A 25,803-nucleotide genomic window follows, 5' to 3' on the forward strand; every position below is an offset into this window, starting at 1 on the left:
CGTTAATAAATATAATGAAGAAGACTCAAGAATTGGATCTGGCACCTCGCTAACCAACCAGATAATGAGTTTTCTGGCAACAACTGCACGGTTGCTCGTGCCCCTGCTGGAAATGCGCGCTGCTGAGGTTCATCGATAGCTAAATGTAAACGTAAGCGCTGCGCGTCTCTCACCCAACGGTTTGAGTCAGTTGGTGTTGCTAAGCGACCGTCCGCATCGAATTGACCCGAGCTGACCCCGGCATCCACACTCGTAATACGAGCTTCAAATACATCACCAGGTAAGCTATCAAAAGCCACTAACGCACGGCTGTTCTGATTAAAGTGTCGTAAACTCTTTTCACGAAAGTCGGCAATGATATCCACGTCATCGGAGACTAAAGCGACAAGAGGTGTACCAGCTGCCGCATAGGCCCCCGTCTCCAGCTGCAAGTTAGCGACAACGCCATCATGTTCCGCCGAGACTTGAGTGTAAGACAGATTAAGTTCCGCTTGTTTTAGCTGGTTTTGCGCCACGCGGATATTCACATTCGTTGCGCCTAAATCACCGCGGTTTACTTCCAACTCTTTTAAACGAGCACGTGCGGCCAGTAAGTTCGCTTTAGCTGCCGTTGCACTGCTCTGTGCGTCATCGCGCTGCTGTTGCGAAGTACCATTACGGTGAAACAGGGTATTAAGACGTTTTGCTTCGCGAACTTTTTGTTCCGCCACGATTTTACTCGCTTCAACGTCTGCTTTTGCCGCAGCAATAGAAGCATCAAGTTGTTCGTTGTTTTGAATCACACGCTCAAGGTTAAGTTGAGCCTTTTCTACGGCAAGCTGATAAGGCTGGGGATCAATCTGAAATAGTAGATCGCCTTGGCTTATTTCTTGGTTGTTGGCAACATAAAGATGTGTAATCTGCCCACTCACACGGGGGGCCACTTTAGTTACCACACGCGTTGCCATTGCCTGAGGCGTCAACGGCATGGCGAGATCTGCAACTAGAAAATAGGCAAAGACAAGGACAAACGCGACGCAAGAATATTTGATCCAACGTGCGAATTTTTGATCTGGAGTCATAGGCGTTTACTTCTCTTTTAATTCGGTTTTCTGACTTATTCGCTAAGTGAATCAAGCGCATTGTGAGCAATCTGATCAAGAATCAATGAAAGCTGCTGAAGTTCCTGGTCGTTGATGTCCGTTAGGAGCTTGCTTCGAACTTGAAGAATTCGAGCCTCCATTTGCTTTAGTAGGGTTTTCCCCTCTTCTGTGAGGCTAACAATACGTGCTCGCTTATCGTGTTCACAGCAATAGCGAACGATCAGAGATTGCTCTTCTAATAATTTTAATGTTCGCATCAACGACGCTAACTCGATCTCAAGCGCTTCAGCCAAATGCTTCTGACTGATGTTGTCACCCATTCGATAAAGCTTCCATAACGCAGTCCAACGCGGATACGTTAGGTTTAAAGGCTCTAACTCGCGATCTGCAACCATTTTCCACAAACGAGCAACACGAGATAATTTTTCAGCCAGAGAAAGGTCTCGCAAACTGTTGATGTCTTGAATCATAAGATCTACTCAATTACTTAGCGTGCTAAGCAATATAAAATAGTTAGCACGCTAAGTAAATATCTTTTTGTGATTGAAATCACATTGGGTGTGTCAGTGAAGGGGCAGAAATCTAAGTAACACAACACTATGTTTGAATTTGAAATGCAGCGATGTACACAACAAACGTCGAGACCAATAAAGTCTGATTTGTATAAGAGTAAAAGGGTCAGATACAAAAAAGCACAACCCACAGTCATGGTGTTGTGCTTTTCAGATAATGAATAATTGGGTTATCTCGTAGTGAGCCAATTATTCATGTTCGCTCGACTAAGAACCGCTGCTTAAAATCCACAAATGCTTCATGGAGCGCATTTTCTTTAATCGGCTTGAGAAGCACGTAATTCGCACCCGATTCCATAAAGGCGTCACTGGTTTCTTTCGCGGTGTCAGCAGTACACGCATAAATTGGCGTGCCTAGTTTTAGCTTTTGTCGGATCTCTTTGGTCGTTTCAATTCCACCAAGATGCGGAAGTTGGTTGTCCATCAGTATCAAATCGTAAGTATGATCTTTTAAGAATTCCATTGCTTCTAACCCATCTTTCGCCCAATCAACCTGCATTTTGTACTTGTTACAAAACGCTTTTAGAATGAATGCGTTAGTATGGTTATCCTCTACCAACAACACTTTGAGACTCTCTGCAAATAGTTCACCTGGCTTAACTCGCAAACTCGAATCAAGAGGGGTGAGTACTCGCTCACGATCTTTCACTGGCATTGTAATGACAAAAGTCGTTCCTAAGCCTTTCTGACTGCGGACTTGAACATCACCTTCCAGCATGTCGACAAGGCTCTTCACAATGGTCAGCCCTAAGCCACTGCCGCCGTATTCTCGAGTCGTTGTTGCTTCTTCTTGAACAAAAGGTTCGAACATTTGGTCGAGTTTGTCAGACTCGATGCCGATACCTGTATCCGTAATTTCCACGACCAGCACACTATTGTCAGCGCCATAGAACTGCTCAAGTTCAGCATGCAAGCGCACGCTACCCGAGGGCGTAAACTTTACTGAGTTACTGACTAGGTTGAATAAAATTTGGTTCAGACGAACTTGGTCAGTAAAGATTTCAACATTGGGATCTATTTTGTTTTCAATGACAAGGTTGACACCTTTACTTTCACAAATAGGACGATAAATGTTTTCTAACGTTCGAATTGTATCAGTGAAAGAAAACGGGTGCTTTTGGATATTAAACTTACCCTGCTCAATCTTCGAAAAGTCCAAAATATCATTCAAAACAGCAAGTAAGTGCTCACCACTATGTCGAAGTACGTCAATTTGGTTATTCTGCTCTTCTGTTTCCACAGAGTCTTTTAGCAATTGAGCAACCCCTAAAATTCCATTGATTGGCGTTCGGATCTCATGGCTCATTTTAGCCAGAAAGTCGGCACGGGCTTGAGCAGATTTTTCTGCTTCTTTGCGCGCCAAGTTACTCTGTTTTTCCGCCTCAATAAGCGTGGTTATATCCTGACCTTGAACAATAATACCGCTAATATCTCCATCAACTCGAATCGGCGATAAGTTCCAGCGATATACTTTGTCTCCAATTGGCACATTAACGCCTGTCAACGTAGCTCCCTGAGCCGCCATGCGAAGGTGTGGCATCAACTTTTCTTTGAAACCTTTGAACACTGGGTGCATGGTTTCAACATCGTTTTCCATGACTAACTCTTTGCGTGCTGCCGGATTGATTTGGACAAGTACACCCGATTCAGACCACACCATAATAGGTGATAACGCAAAGTTAAACAGGTCGCGGAAAGACCGCTTTTGTGCTTCAAGCTCTTCAAAAGTGTTTTCTAGTGTCGAACCAATATGATCGAATTCCTCAATATCTGACCCCTCAAAACGCTCAAATCCTTTTTCTTCACGAGCCGAGCGGGTATATGCCATCAGGGATCCTAACTCTTCAACTACTCGATTCTCGATCCATTCTTTAGTCATTAGCGCAATCATGACCATACCGATAACTGAGGCTAGCATTGCTAACAGGTGTTGGATTTGCAATGTCACCACGCTCTGATTGTCTTGCACAGTAAGCAAGCACAAGTCAGTCTCGGCGGCATTTACCTCAATAGGGGTTTTGATGATCAATAATTGGTCAAGCTTGTGCTGGGACTCTCGTCGTTTGAGTACGTCAAATATTTGATAAGCCTCATCTCCTACTAATGAGCTTGCCAATGGTGTGTTGTTAGCGACCAACACAACATTGTCGACGTTGCCTTCATTTTTTAACCTTTCCATCAACCCAAAGTTATTATCTAAAACAACAACATTGTAAGAGTACCCCATCACTTCACCGGTTTTAGGTTGTAAAACAGGTACACGACGAAGTAACAGATGACGAGTTCCCATCGGGGTCTGTGAGGGTAGATAATACCAGTTGTTGCTAAAGGTCACTTGACTGGCAAGTCGGCTAAGTATCAGGTTGTTGATGCCATAGAAATGCGCGTTGCCATCGTCCCAAATAATACCTTGATGATCGGTTAGGAAACGAAACTCCGGTGTATGGGAAGGATCACTCTGGTCAATACTCATGAAAAAGTAATTGAGTGCCTCTTCATCACGTTCTGTATAAAAATCCAATACAACATCACTTTTCGAATTGCTGTTGTGATGAATCTGAATCGCTGCAAAATGGCTATCAAAAATGTTCAGGATCAGGGCAGAGGTCTGCTGCTTGGTTCGGTCGACTTCCTGCCAAATAATCTGCTTCGAGAAGTAATAACTCTGAACAAAGATGCCTAGAATGATCGGAGCAAGTACGAGAATAATTATTTTGGTAATAAGCGTCGACAGTGAGCGACGCTTTCTTGTTTTTGATGTAGTTGTCATCAATTATCTGAGTATCTAAATGCACGTTTTCTTAATGCTTCAATTCTTTCTGGAGAGTCCGATTTGGTAACGACTTCAAAATCACCAGAGTAAACGGTGGGAACTGGCTTTCCTTCTAAATCCCACTTAATGGCCTCAGCCATTGCAATACCTGTATCATCGTTCATACGCATAACGGTAACGTCTAACTCCCCTTTAGAAAGCGCCTCTAACTCTGCTGAACCGCCGCCCCAACCATTGATCATGACATCATCACGACCTAACTCTTTAAGAGCGTCAACAGCACCTAATGCTACATCGGTAGAACACGCGTAAATGAAGTCAACGTCCGGATACTTCTCCAAACTGGCTTTTGCAGCTTCATACCCAGATTGCTTTGTTGCTTTGGTGTAGTAAGCAGATTGTAGTTCAAATTGATTATCGCGGTTCACTTGGTTGATAAAAGTGTTGCCTCTGATGTCACTAATGTAGCCCTCTGAGAAGTAGAGAACACTATAGTGGCTATGTTTAGGGAAACGCTTGCCAAACTCAACGGCCAATTCACGACTTCCTTCTGCGTGGTCGAAACCAACATAAAGAAACGGCTGATGATGTTCCCAATCCCTAACAGGTGTGGTGATATTTTGTAAAATTAACTTGGTTTTCTTTGAATCTAAGACATGCTCAACAAACTTACGATGTCTTGTGGTATCTAGAGTAAAGATCAAGTAATCGGAGTTGCTTTTCAGCGCCTCCATTAAAGACAAACTTTGCTGCTTTATATCTGCATTAGGACGAGTAAACACTTGATTTAGTTGATAGTCGATATCAAGCTTATCTAGGCGTTTTTCAAACGCATCGATGTTTCGAATCCAATAATCAGAGATCTGCTGCCCTGGATAAACAACAGAAATTTTCAGTGGACGCTTTTTGTCTTTTGCTACGGGTATAGGGGTTTCTCTTACCACTTCAGCCAACGCACTAGTTAGCTGCTTCTGTTGTGGAAACTGGTCTAAAAACTCTTGATATGCCCAATACCCATTAAGAACTTGGGTGGCCTGCACATTCGGCGCAAAAGCGGCCATTGAAATCAGGGAGAATACTAACGCTTTTTTCATCTACTGCTCTTTTAGCTTTTTTATGAGCCTAATTCAGCTCTATTCATTACCTAGCCGAGTCATCCTATACTCTTGTAATCTACCTTCCTCTTAGTGCCTGTTTCAATAGTAAATTGGTTCTTGGTCTGAGTGGATGCAAATAAAGTACATTGAGTCGCTTCCTTTGTCTCGATGACGTAGAGACATTTCGCGCTTTTCATACTCAGGACCTTTAAACAGAACACCAGCCCATTATGCGTCAGTTTATTCCTACATGGTACTCCAAAAACAAAAAGAAACCGCCAATGTGACATAGGCGGTTTCCGTGTATCTTTGCGTAGCAAGGGCTTATCAGAGTGCCACTATCTCTAACATCATTTGTTGATGTTCGTCGACGACAATATTTGCTTTTGACATAACGAGCAGCTCTTTTTTCGCTTTAGTTAGTTGCTTAATATAGTACTCTGCTCGCATCGCAAGCGTCTTTGACTCAAAATCCGATGACCATTCCAATACCAAAGGGCCTTTTCCCTTCAAAGCTTTCGCTCCTTTTCCGGTTTGGTGCTGATTGAATCTTCGTTCAACATCATTGGTAACACCACAATACAACGCGTTGCGGTTATTTCGTATCAGGTAGACACTCCAACGCTGCGTTGTATTTTCCATCATGAAAGCAGTGACTCAACCTTAGCTTTTAATTCATCCAGCTCTTCTTTCAGCTGAGCGACTTCGAGCTCTAGCTGACTTACTCGATCGGAGCTCGAGCTTGCAGCAGACACAGGCGCTGCAAGTTCGGACGCATCAACATCACCACAGAACAAATGCATATAACGCGACTCCCGCTTACCAGCCTCACGTGGTAATTTGACCACTAATGGTCCTTTCTCTTCACTTGCTAAATGCTCAAGGACCGTTTCCACTTCTTTTACATCATGAAATGTCGCGAGACGATTAGTACGAGTACGAATTTCCCCAGGTGTTTGAGCACCGCGCAAAAGCATACAGCATACAATGCCCTTCTCCTGCTCTGTCAGCTTTAAATCACCAAATTCCGTATTACAGAAACGGTGTTGATACTTGCTGACGCGGCTGTTGAACGCACTTTCGTCACTGACGAGCCTGCGCTCAATAAGAGCATCAACGGCATCGAGTACGTCTGACTCAGAGAGTGACATCACGGGATCACGGTTGCTTTTTTGATTACACGCGTTGGTTAATGCGTTCAGGCTGAGGGGGTAAAGATCTGGGGTAGTGACTTCTTTTTCGATCAAGCAACCAATAACTCGTGCTTCAATTGCCGTTAGCTCAACTTTCATAATGCATTTCCTTATTATTTTTGCATTTGACTTTGTACCTAAATCGCTTCGAAATCATACGCCATAAATTCACACAGCAGTGCAAGAAGCGTTAGCGGTTCAGGTGTTGGTGTCAGGCTAAAGCATAGCGTAAGACCTGACACCCCTTACGAATAGGGTCAGGTATCAATGCTCCGAGAGAATCGGCACTCTCGTCAAATTGCCATCTTGGTCGACCATCATTATTTTTGAACGATTAAGCTCAACTTCGATGATTTCGAGTTGCTCACGGGCGTTGATATACGCCGTTTTTAACTTTTCAGCCACAGAGCGAGTGACTTGCTCATTATCTTGACTATTTACTTGCTCCGCAGTGTTACCAGAGTCCATATCAAGTTCATCATTTTGCATTCAATGGTGTTGATAATATAGTGAAGGCCACGTTATGACAATGAATCGATGGATTCTACGATGTTGGCCAAAACTCGAAGAAAGCAGCACGATTATATGTACACAGCGCAATTGGTTGAGAAATGTTCAACTCTGCATTGCTATTGATCTAAAGACTGTTATGCCACTGGATGTTGTGCTTTAATCGAGGAAGATATTCATAAAATTAGGAAAGAGAACTATGAGTAGCGTATTTGAAATCGTTAACCAAGCTCGTCGTAAAAACAAACTAAAACGTGAGCTTCTTGATAACGAGAAGAAAGTTCGTGATAACCGCAAACGTGTTGATCTTCTAGAAAACCTTCTAGACTACATCAAACCAGAAATGACTCACGATGAAATCGTCGCAATCATCAAAAATATGAAAGCAGACTATGAAGATCGTGTAGATGACCACATCATTAAAAGCGCTGAGATCTCTAAAGCACGTCGTGACATCAGCCGTCGCATTCGTGAGCTGACTGAAGAAGACAAGCAAACTAGCGGCAAAAAATAAACGCGTAAGCTAGATTTTCGAACCCCGAGCAAGAATATCTTCCTCGGGGTTTATTTTTGTCTCTAAACTAACCGCCGTGTACAATCAATCTAACTCTTATTCCTAACGCATTCAGCTTTCTATGTCTTCAACTACGACAAGTACACAACCAACGCTTGCAAAACAATTATTTACGATGACCTGGCCAATGCTTTTTGGCGTTCTGTCTTTAATGAGCTTTCAGCTTGTGGATAGCGCGTTTATCGGTCAGCTCGGCGTTTTACCGTTAGCCGCTCAAGGTTTCACTCTGCCTTTGCAAATGGTCATTATCGGCATTCAAGTCGGTCTAGGAATCGCAACGACAGCGGTCATTTCTAAAGCTCTTGGAGCGAATGAAAGTCGGTATGCCAAACAACTTGGCGGATTAGTATTGATGATCGGCTCAATTGGTGTCGCTATTTTTGGCGGGCTAATTTGGCTTTTGCGCTACCCCATTTTAGCTCTATTAAGCGCTCCAGAATCTGTTATGCCGATAATCGACAGTTACTGGCCTTGGTGGTTATTAAGCTCATGGACTGGTGCGGTTTTGTATTTTTATTACAGTATCTGCCGAGCTAATGGCAATACAATGTTACCTGGCACAATGATGATGATAACCAGCGGCGTGAACCTTGTACTCGATCCGCTATTTATTTTCACGTTTGACTTGGGTATTAACGGAGCGGCAATAGCAACCATCGTCGCTTTTGGGTTTGGTATTTTAGTCGTCGCTCCTCGCGTGAAGAAGAATCACTGGGCAACGACACAATGGCAAGATCTTAACGTAGCCAAAAGTGTTGCATCTATCGGTAACATTATGGGCCCCGCGATGATTAGCCAACTGCTGCCACCGTTGTCTTCCATGCTAGCAACAAAATTATTGGCAAGCTTTGGAACCGCAGCAGTCGCCGCTTGGGCGCTTGGTTCACGCTATGAGTTCTTTGCTATCGTTTCGGTCTTGGCGCTGACAATGTCTATGCCTCCAATGGTTGGACGCTTACTTGGAGCAAAGAACTATGAAGATATCCAAAGGCTCGTCAGTATTGCCGTAAAATTCATTCTAGGTTTCCAACTTTTGATTGCTGCCATTACATTTGCCGTCGCAAACCCACTCGCATTATTGATGACAAGTGATGTGCAAGTGGAGCAAGTCTTGGAAATGCATTTACTGATAGTGCCGATCAGTTTGGGTTCATTAGGGGTTTGTATGCTAATGGTTTCTCTTTGTAATGCATTAGGCAAATCTTACACCGCGCTCACCATTTCAGCGCTGCGCTTGTTTGTCTTTTTCCTACCGTGCTTGTGGGTTGGCGCTCAAATGGATGGAATCCGAGGTTTACTCTTAGGCGCTTGTATCGGCAACCTGTTAGCTGGTGTTTCCGCATACCTAACCTATCGCCAAACCATACGCAAACTCGCAGGCGCGCAAGCCAACGCACAACAATGAATAATCAGAACTAAGCCCCTGAAGTGGGGCTTTATCGTTTTGACGCCTTGTCTAAGTTGAAATGTTAGCTAGGCGAGTTTTAATTCACTAAAGAGCTCAAATAACTGGTTCGATTTATACGGCTTAGGTAAATAAGCATCCATGCCTGCCGCAAAACAGTTGTGGATGTCTTCTTCCAAAACACTCGCAGTGAGTGCGATAATCATCGTTTTTTCACGTCCTGCTTTCTTTTCCCAACGACGAATTTCTTTCGTCGCGGTCAGTCCATCCATCACGGGCATCATGCAGTCCATTAAAATTGCATCGAATTCTTCTCCCTTTGTGATGGCTTCTAACGCTTCTTGACCGTTGCTTGTTATCAAATAGTCATAACCTGCTTTATCCAGAAAAAAACTCGCTATTTTCTGGTTCATCAAATTATCCTCCGCAATTAAGATCCTCCGATGAGAGCGCGACGCTCGATATTCAGAGCTGACAACATTATTGGTGACATTGTCACTTGATATAGTCTTTTCAACCTTAGCTAAATCATCAATGACATGCTTAAATCGATTGCCAAGGAAAGGTAATGTGAGTACGGCATGTACTTTTTCTGCATTTTCGTAGGGAGTGGATAAATGATGCTGGCAAATAATCACACGGCGAAGATCGTAATTAAATGATAGATTATCCAAGATTTCATCGGTATTAGCGTCGTTACTGTGGCACAGAAATATGACATCAAAGTCATCATTTATCGCTTGCACTTCATTCACATTATTAACACCAAAGAGATTGATTTTCGCTAAGCGACACTCTTTTAATACTTGGTCGGCGTAGTCGTAATTTGAGCAGATCAAAAGCCCTTTATTAATCACCTCCGAACGCCAGCCAAACACCGGAATTGCTTCAACCTCAATCGAGAATTCAAAGCATGTGCCCACTCCTTTTGTAGATGTTGCTACGAGCTTGCCCCCCATCATCGACACAAGCTGACAACAAATTGCCAAACCCAACCCTGTGCCGCCAAATTGCCTCGACACTCCTTCATCTTCCTGAGTAAAGGGTTCAAAAATCGTGGTTAACTTATCTTGATCAATGCCTATTCCGGTATCTTCTACTTTAAACGTCAGCACTCCACGTTCTTTCTCAAGTAACTCCTCATAACTAACATCAACGCATACATGCCCACTTTCGGTAAACTTAACCGCATTCGATACCAGATTCGTAACTACCTGTTTGACACGATGATCATCGACCATCACGCGAATGGGGATATTTTCAGCTAAATTAATACCTAACTTTAGCTGTTTAGATGTTGCTTTGGATTGGAATAAAATCATCGACTGATACACGACTTCTCGGATATCCGCTTCTACTAGTGACAGCTCCAATCGTCCAGACTCGATTTTAGAGAGATCCAATATATCGTTAAGTAAAGTGAGCAGTGTTTGAGATGAGGAGTCAATGTCATCAACAACTTCTTGTTGATGCGAAGACAACTCACTTTGAGAGAGTATTTCTGTCATGCCCATGATCCCGTTAAGGGGCGTGCGTATTTCATGTGACATGTTGGCAAGAAACACAGATTTTGCACGATTAGCCGATACTGCTGACTCTTTTGCATGCAGTATTTCTTCAGTTTGTCTCTGCATTTCTTCAACCACTCGATTCACTTGCTGAGCAAAAATGGTCAGTTCATCACTTCCATCAACTTTGACTTTTGTTTGCTTCTCTTCGGAGTTGATCAACGCGTTTAAAGTGTGAATGATCGCATCGAGTTTGCTGTTAACTCGGAACCAAGTACTAAATCCGAGCCAACAAAGCAGGATAACCACTAAGGCAACGCCAAAACTGATCATCGCTATATTGGCCTTTTGTTCATGAACCTGCGTGAGAAGCGACTGCTCAGTTTGTTTGGTGAACCCATCAATGAGCACTTGTAAGCGCTGCACACGAAAATCGAGTTCTTTTAAATACGCGGCGTAGTCACTTTGTGACATGTCTCCTGACATTAATTGTCCGCGAGACGCCAAGTTTCTCTGATATCTCGGCGAAGTAAACAAGCCAAGCAATTTATCCACTTGCTCGTATGACCCACCTAAGTTTAAAAACGCATCCAAATTTTGCTGCTGTCGGTCAATCGCCTGATAAAACATACTTTGACTTAGCCGACTCTTAGGGTCTTGGACTAAACGGTTCGTCAGCCAAGCTTCTTTCTGTGTCCAAAAAGAGAGCTGAGCAAGGTAGGCAATAAAATTTTGCATGCGAATGCCATCGTCACTGCCATACCATTGATGATTTTGCAACAAAGAGCGCGACATATTTTGGAGCTGTTGAAATGCCCAATCACCCAGGTCGTCCATCTCACTCAATCTACCTGACAATACCCCCAGCATGGCTTCTTTCAGCTCATCAGCATACTCAGCAGTATTAGGGTTACTCACAAACTTTTGATGCAAAGAAGAAATAACTTCACCTTGTTCTTCAATATTAATGGCTGCAGAGACTTGAAGATCAGGCTGTCGGCGTACTTTCTCTATGGAGTAAATAAAGTGGGAGGCCTTGGATATCAATTGGAAACCTTGAATATTGCTAACCGTTTGATTGAGACGGCTCACGCGCAACGCATTATCAGAAAACTGCTGAACTGCAAATACCACTATTACCACAGCGGGTAATAGTGCGAGGAGTGCTAAGCGTGTTTTTATTGATAATCTCAACATCCATCAGCCTAATGGTTGATTTCATCCGTTTATTTAATATTAGACTAGTTTCCCTCATTGAAAGGCATATACGACATTGTTACTTTCAAACAACATTCACCTACCTAGACTATGGTTATTGTGAGTGTTTTATCATCGGCTAATGAAGTGGCAATTGTGATTCAAGTCATATTTTTTGATCTTAAAGTTGGATGCAAACAATAAAGTTTCACTCACAACTAAGAGTCGCCTCACTTTTCAGGAAATCATCTATTGTATGTTTACCTATTGAGTTGCCTTATCGAGGAAAATCACACAAAAATGCAAAATATCCATTTTTGTCAACAAAACTAATTTGAAAGCAAACGTTATCATCGCAAAAAAAGTAAGTTACTTTCTAAATGTCAATACGTGAAAACCACTGCTTTAGTCACATTAATCCACCACTAACGTCCCCTTAAGTAGTGTTTTACACTGGATTTAATTTTCCTAGCAGAATAAGGACTCCGACCTTAGAATCCGCACACATAACTATTACAACCCGATTACATAACCCACCACACTCTTGCACGCTGCCGAAGAGGCAACAGCAGAGAGTATGGTTAGCCCCCAAAACGTGAAAGGTCTAATACAACAATGAGTCCAGAGAAATATCTCCAAGACTGGCAAACTAGCCAAACGATTGCTGAATCTATTTCCCCTCTAATTGGTAAGCTATATCGTCAAAAAGGAATCGAAGTGGTTCTGTTTGGTAAAACGCTTATTAATGCTACTACTATAGACATTCTCAAAACTCATCGCGTTGCAAGACGTTATACCGGTAACCCACTTTCGCTTGAGCACACGATGCCTATTATTCAAGCGCTTTGTGAAATGAGCATTTCTTCATGCCGTGTCGATGTTGGCCAATTGGCAACTATGTACTGGAATGAACATGACAATACAAGCTCTCTAAACGATTTCCTTATCACTGCACTTGATGGCGCTCGCGACGCAGATTCTTCATTGAAAGCGCGTGATGTGGTTCTTTACGGGTTCGGTCGCATTGGTCGACTACTTACTCGCCTTCTCATTGAGAAAAGTGGTCCAGGTTACCCACTAAGACTACGTGCGATTGTGGTTCGTGGCGGTAAAAAAGGCGATTTGGAGAAGCGTGCTAGCTTGCTGCGTCGTGACTCAGTTCACGGTCAGTTCAACGGTAGCATTGTTATCGATGAAGAGCGTAAAGCACTGATCGTTAACGGCAACTACATCCAAATCATCTACGCAAATAACCCAAGCGAAGTGGATTACTCAGCTTTCGGTATCAATAACGCGCTAGTTGTTGATAACACAGGTGTTTGGCGTGATTCTGAAGGCCTGAGCCAACACTTAGCGTGTAAAGGCGCAGAGAAAGTACTGCTAACAGCACCAGGTAAAGGTGACATCAAAAACGTTGTATTCGGTGTAAATGAGTCGGTAATTAAAGAAGATGACACCATCATCTCTGCGGCAAGCTGTACAACAAATGCAATCACGCCAGTCCTTAAGGCTCTGAACGATAAATATGGTGTTCTTTCTGGCCATATTGAAACCGTGCACTCATACACAAACGACCAAAATTTGATCGACAACTTCCACTCTGGTGACCGTCGCGGACGTAGTGCTTCACTAAACATGGTTCTGACTTCAACAGGTGCGGCAAAAGCAGTTGCTAAAGCATTGCCAGAGCTTGCAGGCAAGCTAACAGGCAACGCGATTCGCGTACCGACACCAAACGTATCTATGGCAGTCGCTAATCTAAACTTAGGTGAAGACGTAGACCGTGATTCACTGAACGATTACTTGCGTGAAATGGCGTTGAACTCTGAGCTTTCGGCACAGATTGACTACACCGATTCAACAGAAATTGTATCAACTGACTTAGTTGGTTCTCGTCATGCAGGCGTCGTAGATGGTCAAGCGACTATCGCACAAGACAAGCGTTGTGTACTTTACATCTGGTACGACAACGAATTCGGTTACAGCTGCCAAGTTGTGCACTGTATGGAACAAATGATGGGTGTTCGTTACCAAACATTCCCTCGATAGGTGAACTTTGCTCCACAACGTTAACCACATAGCGTAGCGGACAATATCTCATATTTGTTCTAAATAATAAGCGCCATGCGCATTACTAATATTTTTCCCCGTTTATACGCCTGATCACCCTCAGGCGTTTTTTCGTTTCATTCATTTGACACTCTCCGGACAAAGTGAACGTCAGCATTCATGTTTTGTTCATGTTCACAGCATTAATCTGAGCACATAAATTACAGAGAGGTCATGATTATGAATCGGATTATTGTAACTGCACTAGCACTGATTACCGGCTTTTTTACGTTAGTATTTAGCTTGATCATTGCGATTCCGTTGACCATCGCAGCATTAATTACCGGTAAACGTATTGAAAAGCGCGTCAAGAAAATGCAGAGAGAAATACACGAAGAGTATGAGTTTAATACGGGTAAAGCAGATGCGATTGAAGGTGAATTTGAAGAGGTTCGCCGGTAAGTAAATAAGATTTAGATGAGTTTCTCTCCCCCGACAGCTCCTGAGACACTTCTTGCTTTCACCCTGTCCTTAAAATGGCAGGGTGCTTTTTTGAAAAGCACAATATTGAATAAACACCTAGCGGTTTATTGCTTTATCTTTTTGTTGTAGGAGGCTGTGTAACCAGCCTCCCATAAATCACCATCGACACCAGAGTATGGGTTGGATTCTTTCGGAGCGCCGCTTAGGCAAGCATCTTTGCCTTCCTTCTTAATTTCATCGATGTGATTTAAAACAAAGTTAAAGTGTTTAGGATCAGCCTTTTGTAGTAACCCGTACAAAAGGCCAAAGCCAAGCATCGTAAATACAAACAGTTCAAAAAACACCCAAATGCTCTTTGTTGAAAAGAATATCCAAGCAACGCTGCAAACACTGGTCAAAATTACTACTGGAGCTAAATCTACTATTCTTTGCATATTGCTCTCACCTTCTAAACGGTCATGAAGTCTCTACCCCTTTCATAGGGTAAGTAAGAGGAAAGTCCGTTTTTATCCAATAAAGCACTCTCGACTTAATATGCGACACTGTTAGTATTAACGTTAAGTGGCTATCGTTCTCATTATAACAATGCGTTGGAAAGTAGCTTTCACAGCAAATGAGAATATGAACCAAAGTAACACTATTGATAATATTAATTTTAGCAACGTTTAGCGTCAGAATTACGTAAATTGTGTAAGGGTTACTGAGAGTAGACAAAAAAGCAGCCACACGGGCTGCTTTTAGTATTTCTGTCTTGCGAGCTTGTCTATACCGTTACGACCACTCTAAGAGCCAGCAGCATGAGTACTACCCCTGACAAACGATCAATCAACACTGCCTTAGAGCGAATTCTGTCAACGACTTTAGAGCTCGATAGCACTAGGGTAATAAAGGTGTACCAAAGCCCATCCACAACAAACGGCGTGGCAACAATGATCATCTGATTACTCAAATCATTACCGAGCGCGACAAACTGACTGAATAATGCGATAAAAAACAAAGCAATTTTGGGACTTAAAATCGAGATAAAAAAGCCTTCTCGCGCAGACTGGATTACCGTTGTCTCCTCACCTGACTCCAACTTCGCAGCCACACCACCTTTTGAACGCAAAGCATTAAACCCTAAATACGCAAGATATGCCGCACCCACAAGGCTAATCGTCTTGAACAGCATCGGGCTTTGCTGCAAAACAACAGCGAGCCCAATCAAGGTAATAAACGCATATATACCAATGCCAAACGCATGAGCCCAAGCCGTAGCTAATCCATTGATACGTCCACCAGCCAACGAGTGCTTAGCGACAATAGCTAAGCTGGGACCTGGTGACATAGCCCCTAATAAACACACGGTAAAAAGTGATAACCAAACTGTTAGTGTCATAAGAATCTCCCCTCTTTGAAGCTCACTCTATCAACGGAAGAGGTATAATTAGAAATCAAAGTTATTCATACTAATCATGACTTCAAGTCATAGCTAAACGGTGTACGTATTAGCGAATGGAATATTCAGAGATTTGCATTACTGAGCGAATCTCTTCTCGCACCCATTTATGCGCAGGATCCGTGTCGTATTTGGGGTGCCACATTAACCAATATTGATGAATAGGTGTTTCGAGTGGTAATGCTTTATGGGTTAAGTCCCAATGCTTAGCGAGGTTAACGGCAATATGTTCAGGAGCCACCATCAGGTGCTCACTTGCAACTAAGCGATTGATCGCAGCAGAGAAGAATGGAACCTTAAAGGTAACGTGGCGGGTGTGCCCTAGCTCTTTCAATGCTAAATCAGTGTAGGAATCTTTGTCTCCGCCGCCAGTCACTTTGATGTGTGAATATGAAATCAAGTCTTCAATACTGATCTGGTCCTGCTTTGCTAACGGATGAGAAGATTTCATCAAACAAACTGATGAATCCTCACCAATTTTAACGCTCGACACACTCTGTGGTTTTTCTGGATACATAGAAGACGCGATATGGATGCCCGTCTCATGAAGTTTATCAAGAAAGTTGGGTTGCCACAGTCGGTACGCCATATCTAACTGTGGCGCTTGTTCCCCCAAGTGAGAGGCAATATCGGGCAATACGTATTGCGCCACGTAGTCACTAGAAGCAATAACAAGCTCACCTTGCCACTGCCGCGGCTCAAAAGGTTGGTCATCGAGTAAATGGTCAAACTCAGCCAGTAATGCATCAAGCTTTGATTTTAACGCTATTGCTCGTGGCGTTGGTATCAGTTGATTACCTTGACGAATAAGCAGTGGGTCACCACACAGATCGCGCAATTGTGCAAGCTGTCGACTGACGGCAGACTGCGTAATGTGCAAACGGTCTGCGGTCCGGCTGACATGACACTCCTCTAAAAGTACATGCAAGGATCTAAGTAGATTCAAATTAATGTTGTTTAACATATTCGCTCAGAAGGGTTTTCAACATGGCATCCATTCATGGTCACTTCACAAACAGGTTCCCAGTCGTGTTAAAGAATTCAGCTAAGACGGTATGAGTCATCAGGTTTCGAAGCTCTGGATATCGTTGAATTTGATCTCTGATTTCATTCAAGCGAGCCATAGTAGGCACTTCGACAAAAACCATCATGTCCGTCTCACCGCTGATCGCATGACACCATTTTACGCCATCAATTTTGTATAACTCGTCCGCGTATGATTCGCAATAATACGTAGAGGTTGATTTATCGAACTTTAAGGCAAAATAGGCGCAAATCGAATCCCCACCCGAAGGCGCAATTTCAGCGTGATACCCTAGAATCACTTTGTCATGCTCTAGCTTGCGAATACGGGCCGTTACCGCAGAACGAGAAAGGTTTACTTTATCCGCAATTTCAGTCACCGACAGCCGAGCGTTGTGCCTGAGCAGATCCACAATCTTATGATCAAACTTGTCCATACCGTTACCAAGCTTTCCTTATTTTTCTCATTCTATACCGATTCTAACTGCATAAGAAACCAACATTTTGTTGGAATTATTTAAAACAACCGTCATATTGACGGTTTAGTAAATCATTTTGTTATTAACATTTTGGATATGCTATTTGGCGGGCATGAGATGAGTGCTGTTATCCATTTCAACAGAAAATAGATAACACATTGAAATCAAATTCCCAACTTAAGTACTCAGCACATAAATAGCATCGCTTAAACACATAAAACGAAATAACCAGAAGCCACAAGCTTTTTCGTAATAAGCCTCATAACATTGGATGAATCAATTCGCATGGAAGAGCTCAAAAAAGACATTTCACTCACATCAGGTATCGCACAGTTATCCACCACATTAATGGGAACGGGGCTGTTTATGATCCCGGCTATCGCAGCAGGTATAGCTGGCCATTTTTCACTATGGGCTTGGATTTTATTGTTCATCGCGATTTGTCCTATTGCGCTGACTTTTGCTCAACTGGGTAAACGATACCCCAACGCGGGCGGAACAGCCTTTTTTGTACGCAAAGCCTTTAACGCCAAGCTGGAAAGTAGTGTCGCTTGGCTATTTGTTAGTGTCATTCCGGTAGGGGTTCCGGCCGCGATTGCACTCGCCGCAGGCTTTCTACAACAAATATTGCCAGAGCCTATTAGCAACAATCTGTTTGCACAAGTTCTCACGGTAGTACTTCTTGTGTTCGTCAACTTGATGGGCACAAAATCATCAGGTCATTTACAAACTCTTATTGCTTTGAGTGTCTTCGCACTTGTTGGCGCATTTTTATGGAAAGGCGACGTTAACAGCGCCGATCTTGTGATGCCCGCCATCACACAAGAGTCAATTTGGCCTATTACCGCAGCGTTAGGCGTGATGTTCTGGTGTTTTGTTGGCATAGAGGCTTTTGCCCATATGGGGGAAGAGTTCAAAAACCCTCAAAGAGATTTCCCTATTGCCATTGTGGTCGGTTGTTTTGTAGCAGGGGCTACCTATTGGGCATGCTCTGTCGTTATTTTAAAATTTGGCGCGTATGGTAACGCTCAATTTGATAACGCATCCATCCCCTGGCTTAGTGCCCAACTACTAGGCGATGGAGCCAAATGGATAATCAGCTTGATAGGTTTCTCCGCTTGTTTCGCGAGCGTTAACTTATACACACAGAGCCTAGCGCGAATGGTCTGGGCTCAAGCTCGTGAACATCGTCCTTCTAGTCCACTAGCCAAGATTTCACGTCGCGGTGTCCCTTTCTCAGCCACCATATTAGTTGGCGGCATATTATTGATATCTTGTGTGATAGGAACCCTATCACAGCTCGATCTGGAGTTTTTCCTAAAACTCGCAAACAGTGTATTCGTTCTGGTTTACATGTTGGCGATGTTAGCCGCTTTTAAATTGCTTCGAGGATTTGGTAAAACACTTGCGGGACTGTCCCTACTGCTTTGTACCGGTGTTTTTATATGTTTAGGCTGGTCAATGTTTTATGCACTTGGCATTTTTACTCTACTTTTACTGCCTTGGAAACAGTGGCGACATAAGCGACAAACACGTGTAGCTGAATAGTCATCGCTTCCCATTTCGAAATATGTGAGCTAAACGTTGGATACCAGCGTCTATGTTCTCTAACGCGATATTGCCGTAACCAAGCACGGCACCATGCCAGTGACGTGCTTGAAAATCTGGGTGTTCATAATAGCTCAAAGGTCGCAAGATGATCCCTTCATGCTCTGCCAGTTTTGTAAAACGCTGCTCATCCATACCGTCTTGCCATTTCAACGTAATATGAAGCCCCGCCGCTTGGCTAACGACGCAAACACGGTCGCCAAAATACTGTTGAATGGATACATGCATCTGTTCATGCTTAGTTTTGTACAGTCGACGCATTTTTCGAATATGACGTAATAACCCACCTTCAGTAATAAAATCTGCCAATGCTTCTTGTGTATGCGTCGGCGAATCACCAGTTAACGCGTCCTTAACCACTAAGCATTGCTCTACTAAACGTTCAGGAACTACAAGGTAGCCAAGCCGCAATCCGTTAAACATCACTTTACTGAAGGAACCCACATACAACACGCGATCATCTCGACCCATTTGAGCTGCTAGCCCCTGTAAACTGGTATAGGGACGATGAGCAAACTGAAATTCGCTGTCATAATCGTCCTCGATGATCCAACTTGATTGTTCGACCGCCCAGTTGATGATCTTTCCTCTTTGCTCGGTATTGAGTGTGGTGCCCATCGGATATTGATTACTTGGTGTAATATACAGCGCATCGGCATCGCTTGAGGTCACCGCTTCCACATCAAAACCTAATTTCTCTCTTACGAACAAAGGCTCAAATTGATAGTTTTGGAACTGAATCAACTTCCGCATTTGCGCGTAACCTGGTTGCTCCATCAGAACCTTATCACCTTGTTTGAGCACTACCATCGTCGCAATTGACAACGCTTGCTGCGCCCCGGAGGTAATAATAATGCGCTCTGGAGAACAATTCACTGAACGGCTTGATGCGAGGTAGTCAGCTAAAGCACAGCGCAATGCCCAACTACCCTGAATATCTTGATTACCCAGCAAGCAAGTACGAGACATATGGCGAGTGAGTAACTTTTGCCATTGCGCCATCGGAAATGCGTCCAAATCCGGTACACCCGGTGCAAATGCGCGGTTGATATCAAAGTGAGCTTTCGGTGATGAGTCTCTCTGAACTGAACTAGGTTCAGGCAAGTACTGCTCTGGCAGTTCTACGGCAACATAAAAACCAGAACCTTTTTGGCTGTTCAAGTACCCTTCCGCCACTAACTGTTCGTAGGCAGAAATCACGGTATTCCTACTTAGATTAAGCTCTTGTGAAAGCTTCCGCGTAGAAGGCAGCTTCCCATTCTTCATCCACAGTCCTTGAACAATTTTCTTGCGAATAGCAAAAAACAACGCTTGCTGACGCGTTCCATCACTGTCTTTTAAATGCAGGTCACCGATATCAATCAAAGACAAACTGGATCCATCCATTAGTTAAAAGTGGCTCTCTTTAAGCTACCAGTTAAACGCTACATTGCAATCAAAGAATGAGGATCAATCGCTCGTAATCGTGAGCAAACAAGGAGAGAAAATGCTATCCAACACCAATAGAACGGAAATTAAGAAAGGCGCACATAAAGCCGTCTCTGATGTTAGCAAACTGCACGCCATCATAGATGAAAGCCTAATCGCTCATATTGCGATAACCAACGAGTCAGGCCCTGTGGTCATCCCTATGCTGGCATGGCGTGTCGATGATTACGTGTATATCCATGGTGCCAACAACAGTCGACTGTTACGCTCACTCAAACAAGGAGTGCAAACGTGCTTAACCTTTACTTTGTTTGATGGTTGGGTATTGGCTCGAAGTGCGTTTCACCACAGTGCGCATTATCGCAGTGCTGTGGCCTTTGGCCAGTTTGAGGTGGTGGAAGATAACCAAGAGAAAGACAGGTTGCTGAATCACTTTATTGAACAGATCGCTCCGGGGAGAACAGAACAAGTCCGTTTGAGTAATGAAAAAGAACTCAAAGCCACCATGCTACTGCGTATCCCGCTCACGGAGGCATCAGTGAAAATCAGCAATTTTGGCGTCAACGACGATGCGGAAGACATGGACATCCCTGTTTGGGCAGGTGTCCTACCCTACCGAACCGTCGTAGGTCCACTGCAAGCTTGTGACGATTTGTATGAAGGTATCGCAGAGCCAGACTACCGCAGTGCCTACTCTAACCGTTGGCAGGAATAAGCACCGTAAAACGTGCGCCGCCTAAGTGACTCTCGCCGACAGAAAGCTCTCACCCCAGTTGCCGCGCTGCACTGGTAGCGATGGCAAGCCCTAAACCAAAGCCTTTCATGTCGGCGTTGCGGCTTTTGTCTAAGCGCGAAAATGGCATAAATACTTCTTCTCGCATTGCCTCAGGGATGCCCGGACCATCGTCCTCAATATCGATGCTCCAGCAATCCGCTACCGTTCGAATCGTCACCTCAACGCAGGACTCACCATAACGCTTGGCGTTTTGCAGTAAATTATCGAGGACAAGGTTACCCAAAGTAGGCTGAAAGTGAATCAATTGGTTCGCGAGTTTATTTTCTGCTCTCAACATGGCGGACTCTAAGCCTAGGTAATTCATGCGGCTTTTACACCAAAGTGGCAGTTCCATGGTTTCAACAGAATCGATCCATGAGTGGTTTTTCACACTCAAGCGAGACAGCATGACAATGTCGGACGTTAAATCCGTCACGACATCAACGTATCGTTCAATATCGTCATGTAACTCTGCCTGCATTTCACCACTCGTGCGTCGAGCTAAATCCGTCGCTAGCTGAATACGACTCAGCGGAGTGCGCACTTCATGAGGAATAGCTTGAGTAAAGATGTGTGTTTGGCGCACTCGTCTCTCAATCTCTTCAGACATGCAGTTGAAGCCTTGGGCGAGCTCTTTCACGGGTTGCGAAAATTGCTTTAGCTCGACTCGCGTATTCAACTCACCAGAACCAAATTGTTGTTGCGCAGCCGTTAGTTGCCGAATTTGGCGGTCAAGACGTCGTACAGGTATGTAAACCATAATGCCTAAACTGCATACAACAACCAAAAGTAGAGTAAGTATAAATACAATCTCAGAATCTTCATTCCAATCAACGTGTGGGCTAAAGAAATCCGTTTTTTCTTTGAAAACTAAACTCTTCGAAGTGTTAGGCAAAGGGAATACCGCAGCATAGGTACTGCCGTCAATAAGATAAACAGGTATCCCTTGCATACGGTACAGCAGATTACAATCTCGACAAGGTGGTGATCCGTCCCAGTTTTCAACCAATGTTAAATCAAAGATAAAGAAATCTTGCTTGCCGTTTTCGGTTAACTTCTTGTAGAGAGAATCCGGAGTGCCTCGTTGCTCAATGTATTGATCGACAAAATAAGCACCATCGTTCAAAAAAACACCGACTTCTGTTTTGCGCATGTACTCTTCCCCCATAAAGAGAAACAAAGCAACAGTCAGCGCAAGGCCAGTTACTAACCCCACATATAGACGAGTAAACAGGGAAAACATGCGTCATTTACCTGTCAGCATGTAGCCGTGGTGACGTATGGTTTTAATGGTAGCCGTATGGATATGAGCCTTAGAGAATTTCTTCCTCAGTGAGGATATACGCATATCAATCGAACGATCAGTAATACAGTATTCAATGCCTCGGGCAAGACGGCAACATGATTCACGAGATACTGGCTTATCGACATTCAGCATCAGGAGCTCTAGAATTTCAAACTCAGAGCTCGTTAAACCAATATCTTTTTGCAAATAAAATGCTTGGGAGCGACGAAGACAAAGACTAATGCCATATCGGCTCAGCTTTTCTTCTTCAACGATATCAACTTGACGACAATAGCGACGCAACGCTGCTTCAATACGGGCGAGAAGGATATTGCCTTTTATCGGTTTGGTAAGGTAATCATCAGCACCGAACTTAAATAAGCTCACCTCGCTCATTTCATCATCGGTCGCAGTCAAAACAATGATAATACCATGATAAAACTTACGCGCCTCTTGGCATATTTCTGCGCCATTTTTTCCTGGTAACATCAAATCTAACAGCACTAGGTCCGGCTTGAGCCCCTTAATCGTTTCTAATGCATTTTGACCGTTATCGATGACAGTTACCGTATATCCTTCGGCTTCGAGGTACATTTTGGTTAATCGAGCAATCTCTGAGTCGTCTTCTACCAGTAAGATTGTATTACCCACCATGAATCATTTACTCCACCAATATGATGGAGGGAGTATATCGCTCGTCCTATACTGCGCAACCTACTTAAATGATAATTTTAATAAAACGCAGGCTTACATACGCTTACAAACCATACATATACGATAATCCTAATCATTCTATACCCCTAAAACCATGCAATAACCTGAGGTTTTATTCATTATCAGAATATAGCTTCACATAGAAAATAAATTCGGAATAAAAATCCACTATATTTTTAAATATATCGAATAATAGGTCTTACCAAAAAACAATATCAACATATATGACTTAGTTTGCTTATATAGACAGGACTTTATGTTGCTTCTAAGTTTCCTGCTCTAATAAAGTCTACGAGTAACATGAAATGAGATATTCCAAATTAACACCTTTAGCCATATTTTGCGCGATAAGTCTAACTGCTTGTGGCGGCAGTGAATCTAATTCGAAACCATCGACAACGACACCTCCAACACCACCAGTGCCAACATTGAGCACTGTCACAATCCCAACTGTCGTTTCTACAGAGTTTCCAGCCAAGTTAAAAGTGGCTGCTGATGCTGGCTTCACCCACTATGTGAAAATCTCCCTTTCCGAAGCAAACAACAACGATACATTTCACATTGTGGCTGTTGATGACGGTGCGAATAATGAAAAAATCTTTCGTGCAGCCAAAATCATCCAACACCTTCTCACAAACCAACCAGACTCTAAGTACGGCGCTGACAAGTCTCGTATCGCTAAGACATTAGCCGAGCGTGATGCCACACTAATGCTGACCGAAAACGACGAACAGAATGATGAGATGCTAACCAAAATCTTTATCAACGAACTGATTCGCCAAGGCAAATTGAACGATGCAGTTACAAGCTCGGGCTTAGCACACTCTTTTGATACGAGTTCTCTAGAAAAGTTTGTTGTAAGCATGATGGTACTTAACGAAGATGATATGGATACACTTGTCACATCTATCGCGTCAACATTAGTAACTAGTAAAGAAACACCAAACTGGCTAAGGAATAGCCAATCTTTAATGTATCGAGAACTGACAGTTGAAGGCGATTGCCATTACATGAGTAATTTTGCCGATTACTGCGCCAATCTTGGTAAAAAAGCCGAACGAGACGCCGCTTTTGAAGAAATTTTACACTTGGTCCAAGCGCAAGGTATTGCACCTAACACGGCGACTGCGGCACTGCAAAATGACATTCAAGCTCATGCGTTAAGCATCTATAACGATATTCAATCGGGCAAACCGACGGTGTGGCGCCCTACTCAGTATGACTGGGACGATTGGAAATCGGACGACTTCGATCCTGAAAGTGTTAAAAAAACGGGCCCTTCATATTCTCACGAATATTTTGCTGCCGCTTTTGAAGCTTACATGGGTGTAGCAAAAGCAAACGGACATGGTTTAGATGGCTACCAAGCGTTAACGCGTGAAGAAATGCAAACCCAAGATCCACAAGCCGTTGATTGGATCAGTGGCTTATTCCACGGATACTTGCAATATACCGCGAATATCGACTCTGCGGGCGTCAAGCTCTACACAGAAAAGACAAATCCAGGCACAGTACCTACCTTCCGTATGGCTCCCAACAAAGACGGTTTGATAGAAGCGTACACCTACAAATCTCAGTGGTTAACAAAAGTGAAGATCATTGGCGACGACGCGATGAATGTGATCGGTAATGATCAAAACAATACTTTTGAAGGCAACAGCAAAGACAACAGCATTTATGGTGAAGGCGGTATCAACACCTATATCGTGCCACACAAACTGGCGGAATGTACTGTTATCAAAGCAAAGAGCGTTTCTGTTGAGTGCCCAAATACAGGCACTGACGAGTTGTACGACATTCAGAACATCCAATTCACCGACCAAACCCTAGATGTAACCAAGCTATAAACAATGAAAAACATGAAGAAACTTATTCTATTCGCTCCCTTGCTCCTTGCTGGTTGTGGTGGCCTAGCCGTCATGGATCGTACTGATGCCGTAAAAGCACAACCAGAAATGCTGATCAAAACCGACGGTGATTTTTGGGGATTCGGTGCAGATGGCCATTTTGATTTTGCTGGTAAGTACAAAGGCAAGTATTCACGCAGTGCTTCTAACTCAAGTTGGTTTAACCGTATCTCTTTCAAAGAAGGTTCAATGGGCGCAGAAGTGACTCGTATCGACAGCGGAGAAACTTGGCTTTTGAACTGCACCGGAGGCGGTATGTCGGTTAACTACATGGGCGTCGATTTTGGTGGGAATGATCCTTACACCTGTGACATTACTCAAGATGGTAAAAAAGTCGGTGAGTTTGCGATGGAGCCAAAATCGGCTCTCATCGACATCAGCTTTGAAAAAAAAGAGACGGGCGTAGTGCGTATTGGTAGCACCCACTTTAATGTAGAAACTGTACATACTAGTCCTGACGCCATGATGGCGGTAGACATTCCATTGGGTTATAGCTTTAAGGAGGGCACACAAGAAATTGCCGCAGTGCAGACGAACGGTACCATTGCGGTACAGATGCTCCCTGAACTTAGCGAACAAAAAAAGGATGTAATTGCCATCGGCGCTGTTGCAAGTGCACTAAGTTGGCGTCCTAAGAAATAGCCACCACATAAAACGACACAAAAAAATAACAAAGCCCTCAACTTTGAGGGCTTTTATTGCT

General features: G+C 43.5%; 22 protein-coding genes and 1 pseudogene. 8 read left to right on the forward strand and 15 right to left on the reverse strand.

Annotation, left to right across the window (positions count from 1 at the left end):
* Positions 1–2 precede the first annotated feature (2 nt).
* The 7 genes from R7044_RS01920 to R7044_RS01950 form a co-directional block, all read right to left on the reverse strand.
* Entirely contained in the window at positions 3–1,061 is a 1,059-nt protein-coding gene (locus tag R7044_RS01920; protein WP_017635178.1) for an HlyD family secretion protein, read from the reverse strand.
* A 35-nt stretch (positions 1,062–1,096) separates the two neighbouring features.
* On the reverse strand, positions 1,097–1,552 hold the full coding sequence (locus tag R7044_RS01925; protein WP_033906368.1) for a MarR family transcriptional regulator: 456 nt from the start codon (positions 1,550–1,552) through the stop codon (positions 1,097–1,099).
* Positions 1,553–1,847: 295 nt separating this feature from the next.
* Positions 1,848–4,424 (reverse strand): quorum-sensing autoinducer 2 sensor kinase/phosphatase LuxQ, encoded by a 2,577-nt coding sequence (luxQ, locus tag R7044_RS01930; RefSeq protein WP_017635176.1) that lies wholly within the window; start codon positions 4,422–4,424, stop codon positions 1,848–1,850.
* Positions 4,424–5,521, reverse strand: a complete 1,098-nt coding sequence (locus tag R7044_RS01935) for an autoinducer 2-binding periplasmic protein LuxP (RefSeq protein WP_225455315.1) — start codon at positions 5,519–5,521, stop codon at positions 4,424–4,426. The genes luxQ and R7044_RS01935 overlap by 1 nt, the downstream gene beginning before the upstream one ends.
* Positions 5,522–5,851: 330 nt before the next feature.
* Positions 5,852–6,169, reverse strand: a complete 318-nt coding sequence (locus tag R7044_RS01940; RefSeq protein WP_053304534.1) for a GIY-YIG nuclease family protein — start codon at positions 6,167–6,169, stop codon at positions 5,852–5,854.
* Positions 6,166–6,816, reverse strand: a complete 651-nt coding sequence (locus R7044_RS01945; protein ID WP_005373594.1) for a YceH family protein — start codon at positions 6,814–6,816, stop codon at positions 6,166–6,168. The genes R7044_RS01940 and R7044_RS01945 overlap by 4 nt, the downstream gene beginning before the upstream one ends.
* Positions 6,817–6,981: 165 nt before the next feature.
* Entirely contained in the window at positions 6,982–7,185 is a 204-nt protein-coding gene (locus R7044_RS01950; protein ID WP_031777159.1) for a hypothetical protein, read from the reverse strand.
* A gap of 241 nt (positions 7,186–7,426) precedes the next feature.
* Here R7044_RS01950 and R7044_RS01955 point away from each other — a divergent pair, with 241 nt between their 5' ends.
* Positions 7,427–7,741 carry a DUF496 family protein gene (locus R7044_RS01955; RefSeq protein WP_005373603.1) on the forward strand — a complete coding sequence of 105 codons (315 nt, stop codon included), beginning with the start codon at positions 7,427–7,429 and terminating at the stop codon, positions 7,739–7,741.
* Between the two features lie 121 nt (positions 7,742–7,862).
* Positions 7,863–9,206, forward strand: coding sequence for an MATE family efflux transporter (locus tag R7044_RS01960; RefSeq protein WP_025767935.1), 1,344 nt, complete (start codon positions 7,863–7,865; stop codon positions 9,204–9,206).
* A gap of 68 nt (positions 9,207–9,274) precedes the next feature.
* Here the strand turns inward: R7044_RS01960 and R7044_RS01965 are convergent, their stop codons facing one another.
* Entirely contained in the window at positions 9,275–11,911 is a 2,637-nt protein-coding gene (locus R7044_RS01965) for an ATP-binding protein (RefSeq protein ID WP_086047506.1), read from the reverse strand.
* A gap of 615 nt (positions 11,912–12,526) precedes the next feature.
* Here R7044_RS01965 and R7044_RS01970 point away from each other — a divergent pair.
* On the forward strand, positions 12,527–13,960 hold the full coding sequence (locus R7044_RS01970) for a glyceraldehyde-3-phosphate dehydrogenase (RefSeq protein WP_170893127.1): 1,434 nt from the start codon (positions 12,527–12,529) through the stop codon (positions 13,958–13,960).
* A 240-nt stretch (positions 13,961–14,200) separates the two neighbouring features.
* Positions 14,201–14,422, forward strand: a complete 222-nt coding sequence (locus R7044_RS01975; protein WP_104976599.1) for a hypothetical protein — start codon at positions 14,201–14,203, stop codon at positions 14,420–14,422.
* 125 nt (positions 14,423–14,547) lie between these two features.
* Here the strand turns inward: R7044_RS01975 and R7044_RS01980 are convergent, their stop codons facing one another.
* The 4 genes from R7044_RS01980 to R7044_RS01995 all read right to left on the reverse strand — a co-directional run bounded on the left by R7044_RS01980 (position 14,548) and on the right by R7044_RS01995 (position 17,341).
* A complete protein-coding gene (locus tag R7044_RS01980; protein WP_213886158.1) occupies positions 14,548–14,877 on the reverse strand; it encodes a hypothetical protein in 330 nt (109 codons plus the stop codon).
* Between the two features lie 329 nt (positions 14,878–15,206).
* On the reverse strand, positions 15,207–15,821 hold the full coding sequence (locus tag R7044_RS01985; RefSeq protein WP_005373611.1) for a LysE family translocator: 615 nt from the start codon (positions 15,819–15,821) through the stop codon (positions 15,207–15,209).
* A 109-nt stretch (positions 15,822–15,930) separates the two neighbouring features.
* Positions 15,931–16,845 carry a LysR family transcriptional regulator gene (locus R7044_RS01990; protein ID WP_017819875.1) on the reverse strand — a complete coding sequence of 305 codons (915 nt, stop codon included), beginning with the start codon at positions 16,843–16,845 and terminating at the stop codon, positions 15,931–15,933.
* A 40-nt stretch (positions 16,846–16,885) separates the two neighbouring features.
* Complete coding sequence (locus R7044_RS01995; protein ID WP_005373615.1) at positions 16,886–17,341, reverse strand: Lrp/AsnC family transcriptional regulator; 456 nt, start codon at positions 17,339–17,341, stop codon at positions 16,886–16,888.
* A gap of 327 nt (positions 17,342–17,668) precedes the next feature.
* Between R7044_RS01995 and yjeH the strand changes: the two genes are divergently transcribed.
* Entirely contained in the window at positions 17,669–18,931 is a 1,263-nt protein-coding gene (yjeH, locus tag R7044_RS02000) for an L-methionine/branched-chain amino acid transporter (RefSeq protein ID WP_158159479.1), read from the forward strand.
* Here the strand turns inward: yjeH and R7044_RS02005 are convergent, their stop codons facing one another.
* Positions 18,932–20,377, reverse strand: a complete 1,446-nt coding sequence (locus R7044_RS02005; RefSeq protein WP_158159478.1) for a PLP-dependent aminotransferase family protein — start codon at positions 20,375–20,377, stop codon at positions 18,932–18,934.
* A gap of 100 nt (positions 20,378–20,477) precedes the next feature.
* Between R7044_RS02005 and R7044_RS02010 the strand changes: the two genes are divergently transcribed.
* On the forward strand, positions 20,478–21,134 hold the full coding sequence (locus R7044_RS02010) for a pyridoxamine 5'-phosphate oxidase family protein (RefSeq protein WP_158159477.1): 657 nt from the start codon (positions 20,478–20,480) through the stop codon (positions 21,132–21,134).
* On the opposite strand, the pseudogene R7044_RS02015 reads toward R7044_RS02010, so the two are convergent.
* Both R7044_RS02015 and R7044_RS02020 read right to left on the reverse strand, forming a co-directional pair.
* A pseudogene (locus R7044_RS02015) lies at positions 21,115–22,437 on the reverse strand (ATP-binding protein). The gene R7044_RS02010 and the pseudogene R7044_RS02015 overlap by 20 nt on opposite strands.
* 3 nt (positions 22,438–22,440) lie before the next feature.
* Positions 22,441–23,133 carry a response regulator transcription factor gene (locus tag R7044_RS02020; RefSeq protein WP_005373624.1) on the reverse strand — a complete coding sequence of 231 codons (693 nt, stop codon included), beginning with the start codon at positions 23,131–23,133 and terminating at the stop codon, positions 22,441–22,443.
* Between the two features lie 365 nt (positions 23,134–23,498).
* Between R7044_RS02020 and R7044_RS02025 the strand changes: the two genes are divergently transcribed.
* The gene (locus tag R7044_RS02025) at positions 23,499–25,040 is read left to right on the forward strand and encodes a hypothetical protein (protein ID WP_158159475.1); all 1,542 of its coding nucleotides are present in this window, start codon (positions 23,499–23,501) and stop codon (positions 25,038–25,040) included.
* A gap of 12 nt (positions 25,041–25,052) precedes the next feature.
* Complete coding sequence (locus tag R7044_RS02030; protein WP_031778833.1) at positions 25,053–25,742, forward strand: hypothetical protein; 690 nt, start codon at positions 25,053–25,055, stop codon at positions 25,740–25,742.
* The last annotated feature ends 61 nt before the right edge of the window (positions 25,743–25,803 follow it).

The sequence above is a fragment of the Vibrio sp. 1402 genome (genome assembly GCF_033340275.1).